At 64.1% G+C, this 15,045-nt stretch carries 14 protein-coding genes; 7 read left to right on the forward strand and 7 right to left on the reverse strand.

All coding sequences use genetic code 11. From position 1 onward, the window contains the following. Positions 1–537: VPLPA-CTERM sorting domain-containing protein (locus ACK5L9_RS10360; protein ID WP_416911384.1), on the forward strand; the 537-nt coding region annotated here is incomplete at its 5' end. Between the two features lie 21 nt (positions 538–558). On the opposite strand, the gene ACK5L9_RS10365 is transcribed toward ACK5L9_RS10360, so the two are convergent. From ACK5L9_RS10365 to ACK5L9_RS10375, 3 genes are read right to left on the reverse strand one after another with little or no spacing between them, the layout of a single operon-like run. Beyond that, positions 559–1,434, reverse strand: a complete 876-nt coding sequence (locus ACK5L9_RS10365) for an amidohydrolase family protein (RefSeq protein ID WP_416911385.1) — start codon at positions 1,432–1,434, stop codon at positions 559–561. Continuing rightward, entirely contained in the window at positions 1,431–1,904 is a 474-nt protein-coding gene (locus ACK5L9_RS10370; RefSeq protein ID WP_416911386.1) for a MarR family winged helix-turn-helix transcriptional regulator, read from the reverse strand. The genes ACK5L9_RS10365 and ACK5L9_RS10370 overlap by 4 nt, the downstream gene beginning before the upstream one ends. Beyond that, positions 1,901–2,683 carry a crotonase/enoyl-CoA hydratase family protein gene (locus ACK5L9_RS10375; RefSeq protein ID WP_416911387.1) on the reverse strand — a complete coding sequence of 261 codons (783 nt, stop codon included), beginning with the start codon at positions 2,681–2,683 and terminating at the stop codon, positions 1,901–1,903. The genes ACK5L9_RS10370 and ACK5L9_RS10375 overlap by 4 nt, the downstream gene beginning before the upstream one ends. 93 nt (positions 2,684–2,776) lie before the next feature. Between ACK5L9_RS10375 and ACK5L9_RS10380 the strand changes: the two genes are divergently transcribed. Then, positions 2,777–4,633, forward strand: a complete 1,857-nt coding sequence (locus tag ACK5L9_RS10380; RefSeq protein ID WP_416911388.1) for a feruloyl-CoA synthase — start codon at positions 2,777–2,779, stop codon at positions 4,631–4,633. A 354-nt stretch (positions 4,634–4,987) separates the two neighbouring features. Further along, positions 4,988–5,929 carry a DMT family transporter gene (locus ACK5L9_RS10385; protein WP_416911389.1) on the forward strand — a complete coding sequence of 314 codons (942 nt, stop codon included), beginning with the start codon at positions 4,988–4,990 and terminating at the stop codon, positions 5,927–5,929. A 26-nt stretch (positions 5,930–5,955) separates the two neighbouring features. Here ACK5L9_RS10385 and ACK5L9_RS10390 read toward each other — a convergent pair whose 3' ends face one another. The 3 genes from ACK5L9_RS10390 to ACK5L9_RS10400 are packed head-to-tail and all read right to left on the reverse strand — an operon-like array spanning position 5,956 to position 10,219. After that, positions 5,956–6,723, reverse strand: coding sequence for an SDR family NAD(P)-dependent oxidoreductase (locus ACK5L9_RS10390; protein ID WP_416911390.1), 768 nt, complete (start codon positions 6,721–6,723; stop codon positions 5,956–5,958). Between the two features lie 59 nt (positions 6,724–6,782). Further along, on the reverse strand, positions 6,783–9,125 hold the full coding sequence (locus ACK5L9_RS10395) for an ATP-binding protein (RefSeq protein WP_416911391.1): 2,343 nt from the start codon (positions 9,123–9,125) through the stop codon (positions 6,783–6,785). An 11-nt stretch (positions 9,126–9,136) separates the two neighbouring features. Then, positions 9,137–10,219, reverse strand: a complete 1,083-nt coding sequence (locus ACK5L9_RS10400; RefSeq protein ID WP_416911392.1) for a hypothetical protein — start codon at positions 10,217–10,219, stop codon at positions 9,137–9,139. Between the two features lie 154 nt (positions 10,220–10,373). On the opposite strand from ACK5L9_RS10400, the gene ACK5L9_RS10405 reads away from it, so the two are divergent. The 4 genes from ACK5L9_RS10405 (at position 10,374) to nagB (ending at position 14,210) form a co-directional block, all read left to right on the forward strand. Continuing rightward, entirely contained in the window at positions 10,374–11,393 is a 1,020-nt protein-coding gene (locus ACK5L9_RS10405) for a hypothetical protein (protein ID WP_416911393.1), read from the forward strand. 38 nt (positions 11,394–11,431) lie between these two features. Further along, entirely contained in the window at positions 11,432–11,851 is a 420-nt protein-coding gene (locus ACK5L9_RS10410) for a potassium channel family protein (RefSeq protein WP_416911394.1), read from the forward strand. A gap of 12 nt (positions 11,852–11,863) precedes the next feature. Then, entirely contained in the window at positions 11,864–13,093 is a 1,230-nt protein-coding gene (locus ACK5L9_RS10415; RefSeq protein WP_416911395.1) for a cation:proton antiporter, read from the forward strand. A gap of 337 nt (positions 13,094–13,430) precedes the next feature. Further along, positions 13,431–14,210, forward strand: a complete 780-nt coding sequence (gene nagB, locus ACK5L9_RS10420; protein ID WP_416911396.1) for a glucosamine-6-phosphate deaminase — start codon at positions 13,431–13,433, stop codon at positions 14,208–14,210. Here nagB and ACK5L9_RS10425 read toward each other — a convergent pair. Continuing rightward, a complete protein-coding gene (locus ACK5L9_RS10425; RefSeq protein WP_416911397.1) occupies positions 14,180–14,923 on the reverse strand; it encodes a copper homeostasis protein CutC in 744 nt (247 codons plus the stop codon). The two genes, nagB and ACK5L9_RS10425, sit on opposite strands and share 31 nt — an antisense overlap. Positions 14,924–15,045: the final 122 nt, after the last annotated feature.

Genomic DNA, 15,045 nt, shown 5'->3' on the forward strand with positions numbered 1-15,045 from the left:
ACTTCGGCGGGCAGTTTCAACAATACATTCAATGGTGGCCAGACAATCGGCAAGGTGATTGATGCTCCAGGCGCGGATGCCGAGGAATTTCATGACCAGACCACGCATATCTGGTTTACCGCCGACAGCCTTGGCGGCGGGTTGGAGCTTTTGTTCGACTTTAATCAGGAATACGATATTTCGACCCTGCATTTCTGGAATTACACATCAGAAAGCTATGACGTAGACAACGTGGATTTCACCTTCTACGACAATACATCGACGCAGGTTGGCAGTCTTTCGATCATGCCGTCGCTTGGTTCCTCGCCCGGCATCAGGGCCGAAGACATCGCGTTGGCGGCACCGTTGAATGTGCAATTCGTCACCGCCTTCCTGACCGGAAGCAACCGAGAGGTCGATTTCCAGAATATCGGGTTCACCGCAGAAATATCGACCCCGAAACCACCCCCGGTGGTTCCGCTGCCTGCCGGATTGCCGCTGCTGCTGACGGGGCTTGCCGGGGCCGGTTTGCTGGCGCGGCGCGTGGAATCCGGCTAAGCCCGCGTTCCGTGCCCGTTGTCACAGGCCCAGTAACCGCCTTGCATTTTCTTTCAATATCAGTGGTTTGACATCATCCTTGATGCCGATCGTGTCGAAATCGGCCAGCCAGCGGTCGGGGGTGATCGCGGGCCAGTCGCTGCCGAACAGCATCTTTTTCTTCAGGATCGAGTTCGCGTAATGCACAAACATCGGGGGGAAATATTTCGGCGACCAGCCTGACATGTCGATATAGACATTGGGCTTGTGCTGCGCGACCGACAGCCCCTCTTCCGTCCAGGGAAACGAGGGATGGGCCAGCACGATGGGCATGTCGGGGAAATCGACGGCCACATCGTCGATATGGATCGGGTTCGAATATTTCAGCCGCATGCCCATGCCCCCGCGCATGCCCGACCCCACCCCGGTCTGGCCGGTATGGAACAGGGCAATGGCACCTTCCTCGGCGATAGCCTCGTACAGGGGATAGGCCATGCGGTCATTGGGCCAGAACCCCTGCATGGTCGGGTGAAACTTGAACCCGCGCACGCCAAATTCGCGCACCAGCCGCCGCGCCTCGCGCGCGCCCAGTTTCCCCTTGGCCGGGTCAATCGAGGCAAAGGGGATCAGGATATCGCTGTTTTCGGCCGCGATCTGTGCGACATCTTCGTTGGAATAGCGGCGAAACCCGGTCTCTCGTTCACCATCGACCGGAAAGATCACTGCGCCGATCCGGCGTTCGCGGTAATAGGCGGCGGTTTCCGGCACGGTGGGCAGCATCCCCCTTGCCCCCGCCGGGTTGCGGAAATAGGCGGCCATGCCGGCCTGAAATTCGTCATAGCCATCGTCACGCGGGCCGCAGCACGGTTCCTCGGCATGGGTGTGGATGTCGATGGCGACCAGATCGTCGATATTCATGTCCTCTCCTCTATCCCTGTGAATTTGCGCAGAAGGCCGATCAGTTGCCGCGCCTCATCGCCGGTCAGCCTTTCGGATTCGTGGCCCGCCTGATCCAGCATGTCCTGTTCATGCGCCGCCACCAGCGTTTCGCCCGCCTGGGTCAGTGTCAGCTCCACTGCGCGGCGGTCATCGTCGGGAATATGCCGCGCGATCAGAGACTGCCCTTCCAGATGGCGGATCAGTTTGGTCATATGCGCGCGCTTGATCAGCAGCCGCTGCGCCAGCACGCCCTGACGGATGCCCGGATTGCGCCGGATGACATACAGCACCGAATATTCGCCGGGTTTCACGCCGGTTTGCGCCAATCGTTCATAGAACAGCCCGAAGGCACCAAGCTGCGCCAGCCGCAACAGGAAACCCAGGGAATCGACAAGCTGCCCCAGATCGGGGTCGGCCTGTTCGGCACCAATGGTCCGGGGCGCGTTCATGCGTCGGGCCGGGCCACCTTGGCGGCGCGTTTCTCGACAAAGGCGCGCAGCCTTTCGCCCGCCTCGGGCGAGGTGGTGGTCATGGCCGAAACAAAGCTTTCCACGAACAACCCGTCGGCGCGCGACATGTCCTGAATGCGGGGCAGGGCGTTCAGGATGGCATAGTTCGACATCTCGGCGTTCCCCGCAGCCTTGCGCGCCAGATCGACTGCCGTTTCGCGGGCCTTGCCGGGGGCGACGACATATTGGCACAGGTTCCAGTCCTCGGCCTTGCGCGCGGGAACGGAACGCCCGGTCAGCATCATGTCAGTCATCCGCGCCACCCCCATCAGCCGCGCCGCCCGGACCGAACCGCCACCGCCGACAAAAATGCCGCGCGTCCCCTCGGGCAGGGCGAAAAAGGCAGTTTCATCGGCAATGCGGACATGGGTGGCGACCGCCAGTTCAAGCCCGCCGCCCACCACCGCGCCATGCAAAGCGGAAAAGAACGGAATCGGGCTGTGTTCGATCTGGTCAAAGATCGCGTGCCAGTGGCGCGAGTGATGCACGCCCTCGATAGGCGTGCGTTCGGCATGTTCGGCCAGATCCAGCCCGGCGCTGAAATGATCGCCCGCCCCGCAGATCACCGCCGCGCGGGCCTGCGTCCGGGCGCGCATGACCGCCTGATGCAGCGCCTCGACCAGACCAAGGTTCAGCGCATTGCGCTTGTCCGGCCGGTTCAGCGTCAGCACAGCGACATCCCCCTCGGCCTCATAGCGCACCATCGTTTCACCGCCCATCTTTCTGACCCTTTCACCAGCCTGATCCGAATTTAGTTTACAGATAGACTGTTTCCCTGTAAACAAAATTCGGATCAGGGGGAGGATATGGTAATGACAGACAGGGAACCCGCCGGTATTCGCGCGGTAAAGGTATGGCAGCCCGAACTGGCGTGGAAAACGCGCGAGGACGGCACGACGCTGATCTGGCGCGAGGATCCCTTGGGCGACTATCCCGACCGGCTGACGGACATGATCGATCACTGGGCCGACCGCAGCCCGGACCGCATCTGGATGGCGCAGCGCAGTGGCGACGACTGGCAGCGGGTCAGTTACCGCGAATTGCGTGACAAGGTGCGGCGCATCGGCGAATGGCTGTTGCGGCACGACCTGTCAGCGGAACGACCGGTGATCATCCTGTCGGAAAATTCCGTGGAACATGCGCTGATGGCACTTGGGGCTCAATATGCGGGCATCCCCTCGGCTGCGATCTCGCCCGCCTATGCGCTGGTCTCGACCGATTATGCCAAGCTGAAATCCATTGCGGAACAGGTCACTCCGGGGGTGATCTTTGTCCAGTCGGCAGAACCCTTTGCAAAGGCCATCGCTGCGACCTTTGATGCGGACATCCCGGTGATCGCGGTCGAGGGCAGGGCAGAGGGGCGCGTGTCCCATGCCTTTGCCAAACTTCTGACAACCGAACCCGGCGAGAGGATCGATGCCGCGCATCAGGCCATCGGGCCGGATACGGTGGCCAAGTTCCTGTTCACCTCGGGCACGACGGGCAGCCCCAAGGCAGTGATCCAGACGAACCGCATGCTGTGTTCGAACATGGTGATGGTGCAGGACTGTTTCGCCTTCATGGTGGACGAGCCGCCGGTGGTCTGCGACTGGGCACCGTGGAACCACACGGCCAGCGGCAACAAGGTGTTCAACATGGTGCTGTTCAACGGCGGCACCTTCTATATCGACGATGGCAAGCCCACGCCCGCAGGCATGGCACGAACGATCCGTAACCTGCGCGAAGTCTCGCCCACCTGGTATTTCAACGTTCCCGCCGGGTTCGAGGCGCTGGTCCACGCGATGGAGACAGACGACACCCTGCGCGAAAGTTTTTTTCGCGACCTCAAGCTGCTGATGTATGCCGGGGCGGGGCTGGCCGCGCATACCTGGCGCGATCTGGAACGGCTGGCCGTGCAAACTGTGGGCCAGCAAATCCTGATCGCGACGGGCCTCGGTTCGACCGAAACCGCGCCCTTCGCACTGATGTGCGTGGAACCGCAGACCGTTCCCGGCAATATCGGCGTACCGGCGCGCGGCGTGACGCTGAAACTGGTGCCCGTCGATGACAAGCAAGAGGTGCGGATCAAGGGGCCGAATGTCACGCCGGGCTATTGGCGCGCGCCCGAGCTGACCCACGACGCCTTCGACGACGAGGGCTTCTATCGGCTCGGCGACGCGCTGCGCCATGCAGTGCCGGGCGATCCGTCGAAGGGCTTTTATTTCGACGGTCGCATCGCCGAGAATTTCAAGCTGCGCACCGGAACATGGGTCGCGGTCGGGGCCTTGCGGGCGCAGATCGTGAACCAGATGGGTGGGTTGATCAGCGATGCCGTGATCGCGGGCGAGAATGAGGATGCGTTGACCGCCCTGCTGGTCCCGGCGATGCCCGCGTTGCGCGCGCTGGTGCCGGCGGGTACTCCGGACGACGCGCTTGCCGGGCACCCGGCGGTTCGCGCCGCCATAGCCGCCCGGCTGGCCGGTCACATCGCAGCCTCCACCGGCTCGGCCACCCGGATCGCGCGCGTGATGCTGATGCGTGAACCGCTGAGCCTTGACCGGGGCGAGGTCACGGACAAGGGCTCGATCAACCAGCGCGCGGTGCTGCGCCATCGCCCCGAACTGGTCGCCCGCCTCTATCGCGACGACACCGAGGTGATCCATCCCGAACCCGCCCGCGCGGCCTTGTGACGACAGGCCCCGCCTCTTGCGGCGGAAATGCAGTCGGGGCACCCGGCCCGCGACGCAGTTCATCGCCGCAGGCTTATGCCGGGGGTCCGGGGGGCGCATAGCCCCCCCGGCCACCGCGGGACGCAAATCTGCGGCGTTGCCGTCTCGTGTGGCGGGGCGGGTCAGGCATGCGGCGCTTGACAGGCGAGGCGCGGGATCCTAAGCAGGCTTCGCGGCTTCGTTCACGAATGCCCGCTTAAGCCCATTTGATTTTGCAGGATTTTTTCTGAAAACGGGGGCCTGTTTTTCGGAAGTCCTACGCAGCCGGGATGGGACGCCCTCATCCCCCGAAACAGGAATCGGCCGGAACCCGGCATGACGACGACCAGCTCTTCTCCGATCCGAGGCGTCGTGCTGAAATGCCTCAGCGTGACGGTCTTCACCGCCATGTCCGCCATTATCAAGGCAACGTCGGATGGCGGGCTGGGGGTGCCGGCGGGTCAGCAGGTTTTCTTCCGCTCCTTCTTTGCGATTCCGGTCATCCTGATCTGGCTGGCCTGGCGGCACGAGCTGACATCGGGGCTGCGGACCTCGCGGCCGATGGGTCATTTCTATCGCGGCTTTGCCGGGACAGCGGGCATGGCGCTGAACTTCTGGGCGCTGTCGCTGCTGTCCTTTCCCGAGGCGACGGCCATCGGCTATGCCGCGCCGCTGCTGGTTGTGATCTTTGCCGCGATGTTTCTGGGCGAGGATGTGCGGCTGTTCCGCCTGTCCATGGTCGGGTTGGGTCTTGTGGGCGTGCTGATCGTGCTGTCGCCGCAGCTTGGTCCGGGTGTCAGGGGCGATCTTCAGCGTACTCTCGGGGCGGTGGTCGCCATCGGCGGGGCCTGTTGCGCGGCGCTGGCGCAGATTTTCGTGCGCAAGCTGGTCCAGGTCGAGCGGACATCGGCCATCGTCTTCTGGTTTTCGGTCACATCATCCGTGCTGGGACTGCTAAGCCTGCCTTACGGCTGGGTCATGCCCGGTGCAGGCACGGCTGCGCTGCTGGTCCTGACGGGCATTCTGGGCGGGATCGGACAGATCCTGCTGACCTCGGCCTATCGTCATGCGGATGCCTCGCTGGTCGCGCCTTTCGACTATGCCTCGATGATCCTTGCCATCGCGATCGGCTGGTTCGTGTTCAGCGAGGCCCCGACCGGGGTGGTTCTGGCCGGGGCCTTTCTGGTGATTGTTGCCGGAATGCTGATCATCTGGCGCGAACGGCAGCTTGGTCTGGAACGCAACCGCCAGCGCAAGGCGATGACGCCGCAGGGCTGAACAGCGCGGCGCCCAGGCCCTCTGCCTCAGGCCGATATCGCACCGCCGCCGCCATCAATGCGGTAATAGGCGCCGGTGATGAAGCTGGCCTTCCCGGATGCCAGAAACACCGCCAGATCGGCGATTTCCGTCGCCTCGGCATAGCGTTTCAGGGGCACGGCGGCCTCGAACGCGGCGCGGGCCTCGGCCTCGTGTCCGGCCATGGCGTTATGTTCGATGCGGCGCATCATCTGGGTATCGACACCCGAGGGGCAGATCGCGTTTACCCGGACGCCATGCGGCGCGGCCTCAAGCGCAGCGGATTTGTTCAGCCCGATCACCGCATGTTTCGAGGCGACATAGGCGCTCATCCCCGGCGCACCCAGAAGGCCGCCGTTCGACGCCATGTTCACCACCGCGCCCGAGCCCTGCGCATACATGACCGGCAGCACATGTTTCAGCCCCAGAAACGCGCCGATGACATTCACCTCAAGCACGGCGCGCCAGTTCAGGACGCTTTGGTCGGGGATGTTCGCGAAATCGCCGTTGATGCCCGCGTTGTTGATAAAGGCGTCGATCCGGCCCGTCCGGGCCGCCGCCCGTTCGACAAAATCCCTGACCTGCGCCTCGTCGGTAACATCGGCCGCAATGGTCAGAGGATCGCCGCCGACCTGTTCCGCAGCCTCGCGCAGGGCTGTTTCGTTCAGATCGACCATTGCAAGGTTGGCACCCGCGGCAGCAAAGGCCTTGGCGGTCGCAAGGCCGATTCCGGCGCCCGCGCCCGTAATGAGGACAAGTTTTTCGCTGAATGACATGACACAATCCCAACTTGTGAACCGGGGACGGGACCGGTGACGGTCATCGCCCCCAAGGTTCATATGGGTGCGCGATTGACCACTTCCAAATCCGGGACGGGCGGCGCGTGGCTGGTCCCGATCATGGCGGCAAAGGTTTTTCTGACCTGCGCCAGACTGTAGGGCTTTTGCAGAAAGCGCCAGTCATGCGCGTTCAGGGCATCGAATTCCGGGCGCGACAGAAAGCCCGAGGCGACGATCACCTTCATGTTGTGATGGCGCCTTGTCAGTTGCTCGGCGACATCCAGCCCGGTAAATCCCGCCCCCAGGGTCACATCGGTAAACAGGATGTCAAACGGCCCGAACTGGCGGTCCAGATGCAGCGCTTCGTGCGCGGAACGGGCCACGACCGGCTGGCAGCCAACCATGCGCACCATGGTTTCGGCGATCTCGGCCAGATGATCCTCGTCCTCGATGATCAACACGCGGGTCAACACGGCGCATTTGCTGTCCGGGACATGTGGGCGTGCAACGATGGGGCAGGGCTCGACCAGTTCATTCAGCGGAAAGATCAGGCTGACGGCGCTGCCCACCCCCTCGCGCGAGACGATGGAAAGCTGCCCCTGAACAGACTGCATGAAGGAAAAGACCGACCACAGGCCCAGACCCCGCCCCTTGGAACCCGCGCCGCGATCCTTGGTCGAAAAGAACGGCTCGACCGCGCGTTTGCGGATCGCCTCGCTCATGCCCCTGCCATGATCGATGACAAGGATGCGGCCATAGCGCGGGGCTGGGGCCGGGGACTGCACACCCGGCGGCGAGGGCGGCAATTCGCTGGCGTCGATCAGATCAAGCACCACCTCGACCGCCTGACCCGGCCGCGATGCCTCTCGTGCGTTCGAGATGACATTGATGATCGCGTTCTCGAACAGTCCGCGCGTGGTCAGCAGCATGAAATTCTCGCCCTCGGCCACGCGCATGACGATGCGGGGGCCCTCGGGCGTGGCCTTGGTCAGCGATTTGACGCAATCGCCGACGACCTGCGCCATGCACAGGCGCGATGGCTCTCCGTCTGAAAAGGCGACCCGGCTGCGCAATTGGGCGGTAATCGCCGCAGCGGTCTGGGCGGCGTCCTGAATCGCCGTGGTGCGGCTTTCGGAAAACCTGCGTTCTTCCAGCATGATCTCGGCATGGGCGAGGATGATGTTCAGGATATTGTTGAAATCATGCGCAACCCCGGCCGAGATCAGCTCCATCATCTCGATCTTTTCGGAATTGGCCCAGCCTTCCGACGCCCGCGCGACATCGGAAATGTCGAACATGATGCCCATCATCTGCCGCCGCCCGCCAACCAGACGCGATTCGATCCGCTCGCGAATGACCCGGCGACCGAAATCGCGCGACTGAATGGTGCGCGTCACTTCTTCGCTGCCATCGCTGCGCGACAGGCGGCGATAGATGGTCAGCACCTTTTCAGCCTCGGCTTCCTCGCTCAACCGGGCCAAAGCTTCGGGAGTCGTGGGCAAATCCTGATGCCGCAGGCCCAGAACATCCTCGAAACCGGCCGAAAAACTTGCCGCGCCATCGCCGTCGCGGAACCAGTAGCAGATATGCGCCATACGCTGCGCGGCCAGAACCTGCGCGTTCTTGCGCGACAGTTCCGCATTGCGGTCGGCCAGTTCGGTCGTGCTGGCCAGCAGCGACCGCCTGCGCTGATCCAGCATCGCGAAGGCCGGTGCCAGTGATCGCGTCCACAACAGCCACAGCGCCAGAACAAAGCCCGTGACCACCACCAGAAGGATATAGACCAGCGGCCGCACGCATTGCTGGCTCATGATTCCGGCAAGGGTGGCACGGCGGTACAGCGGGGCCAGAAATTCATCATTCTGAAGGGCGATGTACAGCCGGTTTTTATCGGTCGTGCCCTTTGTCCGGGGATCGATATACTTGCCCATCACCTCTTGCACGGACAGGCGTAGTTGCGGGTCGATGTCCTGCCGTACGAATTCGTTCAACAGCGCGAAATCGAACAGACCCAGCTTTTCCATGAAACCGGTATCCAGCCGGTTGACGATGGCGTTCTCAGCCTGATGGCTGCGCAGCGCCTGATCATAGGCTTCGCCGACGGTCCGCTGCGCCAGCCGGGCAAGGGGGGTGCCATCATGGTGCCGTTCCTCAAGGCGCAGCAGCAGCAGGGTCCGGTCGGCGACGAAACGCCAGCTTTCCAGACGCATGGTCGCGGCGTAGGTCAGCCCCTGCATCTGCACCAGGGTGCTGATTGCGAAATAGCCCGCCGTCACCCCGACAAGGATCAGCGACAGGAACGCGATCAGTGTGGATTTGCTGAGCCGACGCAGGTTTACCTCGGCATCGGAGCGGCTCTGAAACTGTCCCGAAGCCGAAGTGAAGGTGCTGCCGTTCATCTGTCCGTCGCTCAGCTTGCCGCCAGGGCGGCCGAAATTTCATCAAGCTCCGAGAGGGCGGGTTCGAAATCCGGCATCACCTCCAAGGCATGTCCGTCGATTCGCAACTGAGCCTCGGCCTCAAGGATGGCGCGGATCTCTTTGTGATCGGTCAGCAGGATGAAATCCTGCGGGCGCCAGGCCGTGTCGGACGCGGCATCCGGGTCGATGGGTGTGCCAGCGGCCTCAAGTGCAAGCATCTGTTTCAGCGCCTCATCGGGCCGTGCAGCGACAAATTCACCGTAATCGCGATAGGCGCGCAACATCTCGATCATCCGGCCATGATGCTTGCGCAAGCTGTCGCGCGTGGTCAGGATGAACCCGTTTGACCGGTAAAGCCGGGGAATGGTGATGTCGATAAATTCCGGATTGTCACTGCTCTGCTGCTGTTGTTCAAGAAATACGCCATAGACGGCGGGCATGGCCGATGTCTCGACCAGCCGGTTCATCAGCACGAAGAACATGCTTTCGGGGCGTTCGATATGGACCAGATTGACGCCGCCATTCCCGATCTGGTCCAGTTTGCCGATGGCCCGCAGATGCGCCAGAACCTGCGATTCCAGGATCGTGCCCTTGGTGACGGCGATATTCCCCCGGTGCCAGTCGTCCACATGTTCGGCGCTGACGAACAACCGCACCTGATCATAGGAACGCATCACGACCCCGGCCACCACCAGATCGTCGCCGCCTTCCGCGATGGCGTGTACCACCGGCGGGGCAAAGGAATATGCGGCATCGACCGTCCCGTCCCGCAATGACGCGACCGCCCCCTTGCCCGCAACGCGAAAGGATGGCTGCACCTCGGCGACAAGCCCGCGGTGACGCCCGAATTCAAGCGCAAGATAGGCGCTGGCGGGCCACCCCGAAGGCCCCGGCCAGCCCAGTGTAGTCCGGCTTTCCGCAGGTTCCTCGGGCAGATTCATGGGCAACGCAAATCGCAGTGGCCGCGTTTGGGCATTCAACCAGACCCCAAGGAAAACCACCAGAATACCAAATGCTGCTGCGATCAGAAGCCAGCGAATGCGGAGGACGCCCCTCGCTGGGACAGAGTTCATCTGTGCTCCTTACAGGCGGTTCTTAACATAACAAATGATAGCCCGCGCCCGCCGGACAAGACAGGAATCATCCTGTACGGTTCAGCTACAAACTTGTTGCCGGAACCTTTCGGCAGACCTTCTGTTCCGGCAAGAAGGTGGCTAGTCTGCGCATATGACCGGTCCCGACTTCGATCCCGAGGAATTTGACGACGAAATGGGGGTGTTTGCGCCGCCCCTTCCGCGTGCGGACCGCCGCGACCTGATCCGCCCGGCAGAGTGGCGGGCGGCCGAGGCCGGGCTTGCCTCGACGCTGGCGGGGGCGGCGCTGGCAGTGGGGCGGCTGGACGCGATGCTGGCGGGAATGGACGACCGGGCGCGCCAGGGCGCCACCCGGCGGCTGGCCCTGATCGAGGTGGAAACGATGCTGTGGGCGCAGGGCACGCCGCTGCGCCGCGAGGAAATCGGCCGCGATCTGATGGAGGCGCGTGCCGATGCCGATCTGGACGCGATGCAACTGGCCCGGTGGGCGCTGCGTCGGCTGGAGGGGCAGGGCAGTCTGGATGACCTGCGCAACTTTCTTGGCCTGCACCGCAGCGACAGCCCCGCCCTTGGTGACGCGCTGGCGCTGCGCCCCGCCGGGCATGATTTCGATTCCGCCGCCGAGGGGTTCGCGCAGGGCCTGCACCTGTCGCGCGGCCTGCACCCGCTGTCATGCGGACCTTTCGCGCGGATGGTGTGGCGGCTGTCCGATCTGTCACCGGTGGACGATCTGGTCGAGGCCGCGACATGGGCCGCGCGCCACATGGCCAGGTGCTGCGAGGCTCTGCGCTTTGTGCCCATGGGGCGGCACGGGCGGCAGGTCTGGACCGACACGGGCGACCCGGCCACCCGTCTGGAACGTCACCTGACCGCCCTGTCCGAGGGCAGCGCCGAGGCCCGGTTGCATCTGGTCCGGGTCGGGGAATGGGCGGCGGACGCCCTGCGCCGCACCGCCCCCATCAAGGGCAGCAACCCGGCCCGTGTCATCGCCGCGCTGGCCGCGCAGCCGCTGATGACCACCGCCATGGTCGAAGAGGCCACCGGCGCCAGCCGCGACACCGCCGAACGGCTGCTGGCCCGGATGTATGACATGGGTCTGGTCCGCGAACTGACCGGCACAAGACGCTTTCGCCTGTGGGCCGCCGCCGCATGACCGGCCCGATCAGACCGCCAGTCCAGGGGTGACAGGACATGCTGAGCAATATCATCGACGGGTTCATTCTGGTGGCGCTTACCGTCGCGATCCACAGCCTTGCCCTTGGCTGGAGCCTCAAGCGTCTCAAGGTCCGCGCCGTCGAGGCCAGGGCCGAAATCTCGACCCCGGCGATGGTATGGCTGCTGTCGCGGCTGGCCGTTCTGGTGATCATGGCGCATCTGGTCGAAATTCTGGTCTGGGCGGTCTATTTCGACTGGCGTGGCGTGATACCGGGGGTCGAGCAGGCCTTCTATTTCAGCGCCGTAACCTATGCCACCATAGGCTATGGCGACATCGTGCCTCCGCAATCATGGCGGCTGATCGCCTCGATGGAGGGGCTGACAGGCATCCTGATGTGCGGCTGGTCGGGCGGCTATTTCTTTGCCGTCGTTTCGCGCCTGACACATCTGGAATGAACGGAGGCGCGGATGACCGTCATCGCGATCTTTCTGGCGCTGGTCTTTGGCTATAGCCTGATCTCGGAACGGATCGAAAGGCACCGCCTGACCGCGCCGATCGTCTTTACCGGCGCAGGCATCCTGACCGGGCTGATGACCGGTGCCATCAATCTTTCCCGGTTCGAGGGCGAAATCTTCCTGACCGTCGCCGAAATCGGTCTGGTGCTGCTGTTGTTCACCGATGGCAGTCGCGTCAGCTTTCGCTTTCGCGGCGATCTGCGGTCGCTTCCGGGGCGGCTGTTGACGGTGGGCATGTTCCTGTCCATCCTGCTTGGGCTGCTGGCAGCGCTGCTGGTCTTTGGCGACCTGACCCTGTGGGAGGCGGGCATCCTGGCCGCGATCCTTGCCCCGACCGATGCAGGTCTGGGCCGGGCCATCGTGTCGGATGCCCGCGTGCCCCTGCCCATCCGCGAATCGCTGAACATCGAGGCAGGGCTGAATGATGGCCTGTCCGTTCCCTTCCTGCTGTTCTTCATCGCAATGGCCTCGCCCGCCGCCGGAATTGGCGCAGGGGCGGGGACGGGGGCCAGCCTTGCGGAATATTTTGTCCAGCAATTCGGCGTGGGCCTGATGATCGGGCTGCTGGTGGGCGGGTTTGGTGGCCGGCTTTATGCACGGGCCGCCGAACGGGGAACCATCGGCCCCGATTACCGGCAACTGGGCTTCGCCGCGCTGCCGATGATCTGTGTGCTGGCCTGCGAGGTGACAGGGGCCAGCATGTTCATCGCCGCCTTCGTCGCGGGCCTCGCCACGCGCGGCAGCGACCGGAAACCCGGTCTCGCCGCCCATAGCACGGCCTTCATCGAGAACTGGGGCCAGTCGATCAACCTGTCGGTCTTTTACCTGTTCGGCCTGCTGGTCGCAGGCGAATGGTCACAGATGACAGCGACGGCCTTCGCCTATGCCGCGCTCAGCCTGACGGTGGTGCGGATGCTGCCGGTCGCGGTGGCGCTGACGGGAACCGGGCTGGACTGGCGGACGGTGCTGTTCATCGGCTGGTTCGGACCGCGGGGGCTGGCCTCGATCGTGCTGGGGCTGGTCTATCTGCAAAACGCGGCGGGGCAGGAACAGCCGACAATCCGCGTGGCGGTAATGGCAACGGTCCTGTCAAGCATTCTGGCCCATGGGATGACGGCGGGCCCCGGTGTCCGCCGCTACGCCATGACCGCCACACGACACCCCGCCCCATCCCCACGCTGATCCCCCGCCACGCGCAAGGCGGGGGGTCCGGGGGGCGCAGCGCCCCCGGCCATCGCGGGACGTAAATCAGCGGCGCTGCCATCGCATCCGGGCTCGCTGTGACGCGAGGCGGCGGGTGTCGGGTTGCATGTCCGGGCATCTTGGGGCCAATCGCGAAGCGCTTCAGGCGCGGCTGCCCGATCAAACGAAAAAAAATTTCACGGTGCGCCCGAACGGAAACGGAAAATCTTGAAATCCCGGCGATTCGCGCATTATCCTGAAAACAAATTCCTTGTTGCTCGGGCCAGCCCTGACCGATACCAGTCCCCCACCCCTGAACGAAAGTCCCCTTAGGCAAATGAAAGTCCTGATCCACCCTACCGAGACCGGCGCGGTCAATTGCGTCGCGGACCAGATTGCAACCCGGCTGGTCCGGCAACCCGACGCGGTGCTGGGTCTTGCGACCGGCGGCACAATGGAATCGGTCTATCGCCGGCTGATCGAACTCAACCGGCAAGGTTATGCCAGCTTTGCCAGAGCGACCTCGTTCAACCTTGACGAATATGTCAGGCTGAAGCCGGATCATCCCTGTTCCTACTGGTATTACATGCGCGAGCATCTGTTCGATCATGTCGATATCGACAGCGCCCGCACCCATCTGCCGCGCGGCGATGCCCCCGACCCCGAGGCCGAGGCGGCGCGCTATGAACAGGCGATCCGCGATTCGGGCGATGTTGGCCTGCAATTGCTGGGGCTTGGGGCGAACGGGCATATCGGTTTCAACGAACCGACCTCAAGCCTGACTTCGCTGACCCGGATCAAGACCCTGACCCGATCCACCCGCGAGGCGAATGCACGCTTTTTCGACCGCTTCGACGATGTGCCGCGTCTGGCCATTACCATGGGCATCGGCACGATCCTGCGTGCGCAGGAAATCGTGCTGCTGGCCCTGGGCGCGGGCAAGGCCGACGCGACCGCCGCCATGATCGAGGGGCCGGTCTCGGCGGCCTGCCCTGCCTCGGCCCTGCAAATGCACCCCAAGGTCACGGTGGTGCTGGACGAGGGCGCGGCCAGCAAGCTGACGCTGCGCAGCTATTACGAAGAGGTTCACCCTGCCGGGCGCGAAGCGGTGATCTGATCCAGCAGCGCCCGCATCCCGGCCACGCGCGCGGCATCGGTTCCGCGCGCGCCCGCTGGCTGAAACCCGAAGCCCCTGACCTTGGGATCCCCCGGGACGGGCAGGGGGCCGGAACAAGAGGCGTGAACCTCGGTCAGCCGCAACCGCGCGTCAAGCTGCGCGACATTGTCGGCGGAAACACCGCTGCCCGGCATGATCGTCACGCCCTGCCCCTGCATCTGCGCCAGCCGGTCGATCCCCTCGACCGCCGTGGCCGCCCCGCCCGAGCTGAGCACCCGCCGGATACCCAGTTCGCGGCATAGCGACAGGGCCTCGGACACGTCCGGGGTCAGGTCGATGGCACGGTGAAGCGCGATGCCCATGCCCTCGGCCTCGGCCATCAGGTCGGACAGGGTTTCGGCATCCAGGCGGCCATCGGGCAGGTTCGCCCCGATCACCACGCCCGCCAGCCGCTCGGCGCGGGCGGCAGCGATTTCGGCACGCATCGCTGCTCGTTCACGGCGGATCCAGACGAAATCGCCCGAACGCGGGCGGATCATCGCCAGCGTCGGCACCCGTGATTCCGCCGCCAGCCGCATCAGCCCGGTCGAGGGTGTCAGCCCGCCCAAAGCCAGTGCCGCGCACAGTTCCAGCCGGTCAGCACCGCCCTTCGCCGCCGCCGCGATCCCTGCCGTGTCATCCACGCAGACCTCAAGTGTGATCCGTGTCATCATTCCTCCCTTTCCAGAATGATCAAAAGCCCCGCGCCTGCAACGCCCGCCAGCCCGCCAAGGACCGCAGCCCCCTGATAACCGGCAATCGCCGTCCCAAGCGCAAAACACGCCGACCCGAAGGC

The organism is Paracoccus sp. (in: a-proteobacteria), assembly GCF_047973135.1.
Taxonomy (GTDB): Bacteria; Pseudomonadota; Alphaproteobacteria; order Rhodobacterales; family Rhodobacteraceae; genus Paracoccus.